Below are 6,001 nucleotides of genomic sequence, written 5' to 3' on the forward strand. Positions count from 1 at the left end.
GCCGCGATGAACCTTAAATTTGAGGGTGTAGAAAATGAAAAGATACCCACCTAAGTCTATCGTTGCATTCTTGTTTTTGACTATATCAGCGCTGGTTTTAGTTGCGGCTGTCGTGCTTCAAATTCGCGGTGAACAAGCGTGCGATAAAACAACGCTGATAATTAGATTAAGAGCCATGCTATTGAAACATCGCTCTTTTTTAGATTTGGATACGCGCTTTCTTGTTTAATCGCGAGTTTGTTCGGCATTCAAATGCCGAATCAACTTGGCTGGAGTGCCGCCGTACAGGCAATCTGGTGGTACATCACTGTTAACCACTGAGTTCGCTGCGATAACAGAGCGAGCGCCAATCGTAACGCCTTGGTTGATGACTGAGTTTCCACCAATCCACACATCGTCTTCGACTGTGATAGGTAGGCAGAAAGTTTCCCACTTACGGCGGCTGAGATAATCCAGTGAGTGGGAGGCTGTGTAAAACTGGGCACTTGGCCCTATCAATACATTGTTACCAATCTTGATATTCGCGCCATCAAGCATCACCACGTTCATGTTGATAAAGGTGTCGTCACCAATCTCGATGGTTTTTCCAAACTCACAATGAAAAGGAGGACGGACAACGCTGCTTCCTACTTTACCAAACAGATTAGCCTGAAGACTTGGTAGTTGAGTATCGTCTGAACATTGATTCAAGTCTGATAGCGCCTTGCTGGCGTGAGTGCGCATGTGGTCTACCTCATGGTCTGCGCCATCAAAAATCTCACCGGACAGCATTTTCTCGAGTTCTGTTTTCATTGTTTGCATCCCATTCGTCAACATCGATATTAGAATACGGATAATTGGACATAAAAAAAGAGAAAAGCCTAAGCCTTTCTCTTCCTGTTTTTCTACTTAGCAATCAAGATTGCTCAAATTAGATTTGCTCAACGAAACCCATTAGGTGCTGTTTCACTTCGTCTGAAGCAAAAGCGCTCTCTACAGAGTACTTGTAGATCTCTGCGTAGTCTTCTTGTGTTAGACCGAACGTTTCACATACACGCTTCACTTCGTTAGTCATGGTTGTGTTCGACACAGTGCGGTTGTCTGTGTTGATCGTTACAACGATGCCGTCTTTCTTGAATTCAGCAATTGGGTGGTCGCTGAATTTGTGAATACATTTAGTTTGCACGTTACTTGTTGGGCAAGTTTCAAGCGCAACCTGCTTCTCTTTAACGATGTTGTACGCGTCTTCGTTACCTTGGATGTGGACACCGTGGCCGATACGCTCAGCGTCAAGCAGTGTGACTGCATCGTAAACGTTCTGACCATGCCATTGCTCACCTGCGTGAACCGTCACACGGTAGCCTTGTTCAATAGCGTATTGCGTGTACTCAGGGAATTCAGCGCAGAAGCCCGGCTTTTCACCGCCTGCAATATCAAACGCAACCACGCCTTTACCAAGGTATGGTTTACCAGCGTCGATTACATCTTTGATTGAGTCTTTCGGGAACATACGAAGTACAGACATGATGTAGTTGCCCTTAATGTCGTATTTCTCTTCTGCACGCTTCATGCCTTTAACCGCACTTGCGATGATTGCATCAAGAGACAAGCCCTTGTTTACGTGAAGAATCGGTGCAAAACGAACTTCTAGGTATTTAACGTTCTCTAGTGCTGCGTCTTCGTAAAGCTCAAAAGAGATACGCTCAATCGCTTCTTCCGTTTGCATCACTTGCAGTGGCAGGCTAAAGCAAGCTAGGTACTCATCAAGGTTTTTGCAATCTTCAGGCACTGTTAGAGACTTTACTACCGCTTCACGGTCTTCTGGAAGTTCGATTCCGTACTGTTTCGCCAGATCAATAATGGTGTCTGGACGAACACTTCCGTCTAGGTGGCAGTGCAGATCAATCTTAGGGAGTGCTAGAAAGTTCATGAGTATTCCTTAGGTCTATTATTTTTTGAGTTATTAACTCATAGGTTACATGGGCTTAAATTAACAAGTTTGTGATATGATTTAAAGTGACATAAAGTCATCATTAATCTGAATCTAAGGAATATCATGGTAGATGTTAAAAGCTTACTCAAATGTGATATGAATTTACTGCTGTGTTTACACGTGTTGCTTGAAGAGCGCAGCGTGAGCAAAACGGCAGAGCGATTGTTCCTTAGTCAGTCTGCGGTGAGTAAACAACTCACCAAGCTGCGAACTTTGTTTGATGACCCGCTATTTGAGCGCGAATCTAAAGGTCTGTTTCCAACCCCGAAAGCTACTTCTTTAGCGCCTAAGATTCATCAGATCCTTTTGCAAGTTGAACAGCTAACCGTGCCGGACATTTTTGAGCCGAAAGACAGCGAACGCACTTTTAATATCGATCTTGTTGAAACCGCTTATACCGCGATCTACCCTAAATTTATGCCTAACGCGCTAGCAGATGCGCCGAACATTACGGTAAACAGTACTACTTGGAGTAGCGAAACCTTTAAGCGCCTACTAAAGCGTGAGGTCGATTTTGGGATTGGAATTTTTGAGCTCGATGAAAGGGCTAGCACCCACATTCAAAATATCCCTGCTGAGTTAAACCATGTCGAATTGCTGCAAGATTACTCTGTGTGTTTGATGCGTAATGATCACCCGGTGCTCCAGGAAGATTGGAACCTGCAAGCCTTCCTTAAATACCGTCATATTCAGTTAGTCACTGGTGGCGTTGGCGACTGGTTGCTTCTGGAGATCTTGCAAGCCAAACAGCTTCAAATTAACAAAGCCGCCAACGTGTCGGACATCACCAGCGCAGTAAAGCTGTGCAAGCAAAGCGATTTGTTAATGTGTTATCCGTACAACTCGGTTTGTGACTATATTGAGAGTGGCGAACTGGTGATGAAACCGATTCCCATTGAGTTGGTTCCCGGTGGTTTGTTTTTGCTTTGGCATCGTTATTTTGACTCTGAACCAAGTCACAAATGGCTTCGCGACCTAATCGTCAATAAGACCCAAGAACCTCAGCTGTAAACTGCGAGCTACGATGATCAAAACGGCGAAATAACTTTTTTAAAATTTATTTCGTCTTTTTCGAATGAGCATTGTCTTATTACGGGTGCCAAATGCCCGCCAAGAATGAGATATCTAAATGAATCCAATGCCATCGATTCGTTGGTGTTGATTGATTAGTGCTTAATCCTGATGACAGACAGACAGACAGACAGACAGACAGAAGTAAGGCCAACGTGTATACGCTGGCCTTTTTTATGGTTCTTCGCAGGTTAGCGCCAAGTTGGATAAGCGACTCGGCTTGTTGTTACGTTATGCTGGAACCTTAAAACAAGAATCTTGATTGCTGTATTTTGGTACGAAGCACAATTTGTCTGCCGACATTTTTAAGCCGTTTTGCATCTGGATATGTGTTACCGCCCAAATCACGCAGCCATGAGGCAAATTGAATAGCGAGCGAGTTTGAGTGAACAACACGCCGTCATCATAGGCTGGTGTAATGTTCGTCGCTTTGCCTTGCCACGCCTTATGAGTGGTTTGCACATCAATATTTGGAACAATCAATGAGAGCATTTCTGGCTCAACGTCTTTTACGACTTTCAAGCAGATACGACACCCATCGTAGTATTGTTCTATCCAGATTTTATGTGGAATAGCGTGATCATCCCAACCCAGTTGTAAGATATGTTCCATGACTTTGTCCTTGGTATCTAAGAAGGAAAGGCAGTGCTCAACACTGCCTGAATTAGCTCAAATATTATTCGTAACTTAAACCATGTCCGAACGGGTAAAGGGTGTCGGCTTGATCATACCCAGGGTAGTCTGAGTCTTGGTTTTGAATGGCTTGGGCACTGTTCGCTAAAGCAAATGGCAGTTTTCCTTGAGGAGCAAAGTTGCCTGAAAGTACTTCCATTAGGTTGCTGTCCGAGACACCAAATGTGGCGATCACGGCACCGGCTTGCTTAAGATTACTTTGATCGTCTAGCACGAAGGGTTGTCTAAAGTTGATGGACAATACCGTTTTGTCAGCGCCCACTTCGTTCATAACGGCTTTAATGTCGCTTAGGCTTGGTTCAATATGCCAAGATGCAGCTGTAGCCATTTCACTGAACGCAAGAATATCGAGTTCATCTGGGTTCGCGCCACCAAAGATAAGATCAGGATCTGAGCCTTCGTTAGATACGCGAACACGAATAACCGCATAGTCCGTATCGGCTGGTACTGGTGGACGCGTTTCTCCCGCTTCGTAATCTCCGGAAGTCACGGTAAAGTTGTACTTGTCGTCTCCTGCAATGTTTTCGTCCATTCCCATGACATACAGAGCAACAGGATTTTGTGCGGTTGATTCAGCTAGAGGTAAAGTCTTATTGGTATTTTGAAGTAAGACGACAGACTTTTTCTGTGCGTAATCAGCGCGTTCTTGGTACTTCTCGTTGCCTAAAATCTCTTGGGCTTTTTTCTCATCAACGTAAGTGTTTTCGAAAAGGCCAAGCTTGAATTGTTCTTCAAGTAAGCGTGTGACTGATAGGTCGACACGCTCTTCGGTAAGCAGATCTTTTTCCACGAGTTTCACGATGACTTCTTTATCATGGAAACCTGAAAGAACATCGACTCCAGCTTCGACCGCCATGGCAACCTGCTCATCAATCGTTTTGTGTTCCACACCCCATGCACGATCGCCAATAATGCCGGTATCTGAGTTCACGTTACCTGTGTAGCCCAATTCGTCTCTGAGAAGGTCGGTAACAATGCCTTTTGAGAAGGACATACCAACATCGTTTGGCATCCACTTTTGATCTACAGGGATGCCGTAGTAAGGCATGATTGAAGAAGCGCCAGCCTCAATCGCAGCAATAAACGGTTTTAGGTGGTAATCAAAATTGTTCTTTGGATAGACTTGGTTTTTACCGAAGTCATAATGTGGGTCACCACCGTTTTCTTGTGGACCGCCACCAGGGAAGTGTTTGATGGTTAGCGCGATACTGTCTTCGTTGACCTCACCGCCATCCTGCAACCCTTTGATAAGTGAGCGCATAATGTCAGACGCTAAATCTGCATCTTCGGTAAAGGTTTCGTGTACTCGGTACCAACGAGGTTCTGTCGCCAAATCCATCATGTATCCGTACATACTGCGTAGGCCAATTGAAGACCATTCTTCATTCATGATACCTGCAAATTCAGTGATTAAATCCATGTCGCGAGTGGCTGCTAAACCTGCCTCTTTAGGCCAAGCAGAAAAGGCACCTGAAGAAACGTTGATCCCTGCTTTAGCTGATGGATCTATGTGGTTACGAGCATTGGATTTGAATAGAGCGGGGATACCCATTCGCGTCTGTTCACGCAGTTCTTGAACACTATTCATGAACTGGGCAGCTTCTGTTGGGGTTATCTGACAACCTGAACGGCCTGAATCGCAATCAGGCGCATTGGTAGGTGTTTCAACTACGCTGTTACGGAAGATAAAGCGCGTCATTTGGGCATCGCCAATCATGTCTTGTCCTTTACTACTAACGAGCCCACCTTTGGACGAGTTTAAGGTGTCAATGAGCATCATGCCGGCTTTCTCATCTAGCGTCATGCGGCTAACCAAGTCTGCTGCTCGCTCTTCTGGAGATAATCGCCAGTCTTCAAAAGGCTCCAGTGTTCCATTACCGTTAGAATCTCGGAATTGGTAGCCCTCAACGTTCAATACATCATGAACACGAGAGTGAACTTGGGGTTGCTGGAAGTTATTGTCGCTATCAGATGAGTTACATCCTGCAAGAAGCAACGCGATTGCTATAGGTGTCAGGGTAAGACGCTTCATGGTCACGATCCTATTGTTAGTATAATAATAAGCACATGACCAATTTTAATAATTAATGGACTATTGGTTAACCAAAATAGGTCAAACTAAAGGTTTGGATCACCATATAAATTTAATTGGTGATTTAATTCAATTTAGTATTGGAAATATATTGACGAAGTTTAAATAACGTAAACTTAACTAGATTTAATTTTTTGATATCCAATTAATCCCCCATTTAATTAGTGATGTAT

At 44.2% G+C, this 6,001-nt stretch carries 6 protein-coding genes; 2 read left to right on the top strand and 4 right to left on the bottom strand.

Annotated elements, in window-relative coordinates; genetic code table 11:
- Window positions 1-34 precede the first annotated feature (34 nt).
- Window positions 35-229 carry a hypothetical protein gene (locus AB4507_RS22900; RefSeq protein WP_017072485.1) on the top strand — a complete coding sequence of 65 codons (195 nt, stop codon included), beginning with the start codon at window positions 35-37 and terminating at the stop codon, window positions 227-229.
- Here AB4507_RS22900 and AB4507_RS22905 read toward each other — a convergent pair.
- Both AB4507_RS22905 and add read right to left on the bottom strand, forming a co-directional pair.
- Entirely contained in the window at window positions 226-792 is a 567-nt protein-coding gene (locus AB4507_RS22905) for a sugar O-acetyltransferase (protein WP_102321248.1), read from the bottom strand. The two genes, AB4507_RS22900 and AB4507_RS22905, sit on opposite strands and share 4 nt — an antisense overlap.
- Window positions 793-910: 118 nt before the next feature.
- A complete protein-coding gene (add, locus tag AB4507_RS22910) occupies window positions 911-1,909 on the bottom strand; it encodes an adenosine deaminase (protein WP_017061091.1) in 999 nt (332 codons plus the stop codon).
- Between the two features lie 126 nt (window positions 1,910-2,035).
- On the opposite strand from add, the gene AB4507_RS22915 reads away from it, so the two are divergent.
- On the top strand, window positions 2,036-2,983 hold the full coding sequence (locus tag AB4507_RS22915; RefSeq protein WP_048662505.1) for a LysR family transcriptional regulator: 948 nt from the start codon (window positions 2,036-2,038) through the stop codon (window positions 2,981-2,983).
- Window positions 2,984-3,274: 291 nt separating this feature from the next.
- On the opposite strand, the gene AB4507_RS22920 is transcribed toward AB4507_RS22915, so the two are convergent.
- Together AB4507_RS22920 and AB4507_RS22925 are read right to left on the bottom strand one after the other, a co-directional pair.
- Window positions 3,275-3,655, bottom strand: a complete 381-nt coding sequence (locus tag AB4507_RS22920; RefSeq protein WP_017057786.1) for a hypothetical protein — start codon at window positions 3,653-3,655, stop codon at window positions 3,275-3,277.
- A 64-nt stretch (window positions 3,656-3,719) separates the two neighbouring features.
- Window positions 3,720-5,768 carry a glycoside hydrolase family 3 N-terminal domain-containing protein gene (locus AB4507_RS22925; RefSeq protein ID WP_102398630.1) on the bottom strand — a complete coding sequence of 683 codons (2,049 nt, stop codon included), beginning with the start codon at window positions 5,766-5,768 and terminating at the stop codon, window positions 3,720-3,722.
- Between the last annotated feature and the right edge of the window lie 233 nt (window positions 5,769-6,001).

The organism is Vibrio sp. 10N.222.54.A3 (genome assembly GCF_041474095.1).
Taxonomy (GTDB): domain Bacteria; phylum Pseudomonadota; class Gammaproteobacteria; order Enterobacterales; family Vibrionaceae; genus Vibrio; species Vibrio crassostreae_C.

Bases quoted from the DNA above. Each gene is read 5' to 3' on its own strand.
- add (WP_017061091.1), bottom strand. From the start codon at position 1,909: ATGAACTTTCTAGCACTCCCTAAGATTGATCTGCACTGCCACCTAGAC.
- AB4507_RS22900 (WP_017072485.1), top strand. From the start codon at position 35: ATGAAAAGATACCCACCTAAGTCTATCGTTGCATTCTTGTTTTTGACT.
- AB4507_RS22905 (WP_102321248.1), bottom strand. From the start codon at position 792: ATGAAAACAGAACTCGAGAAAATGCTGTCCGGTGAGATTTTTGATGGC.
- AB4507_RS22920 (WP_017057786.1), bottom strand. From the start codon at position 3,655: ATGGAACATATCTTACAACTGGGTTGGGATGATCACGCTATTCCACAT.
- AB4507_RS22915 (WP_048662505.1), top strand. From the start codon at position 2,036: ATGGTAGATGTTAAAAGCTTACTCAAATGTGATATGAATTTACTGCTG.
- AB4507_RS22925 (WP_102398630.1), bottom strand. From the start codon at position 5,768: ATGAAGCGTCTTACCCTGACACCTATAGCAATCGCGTTGCTTCTTGCA.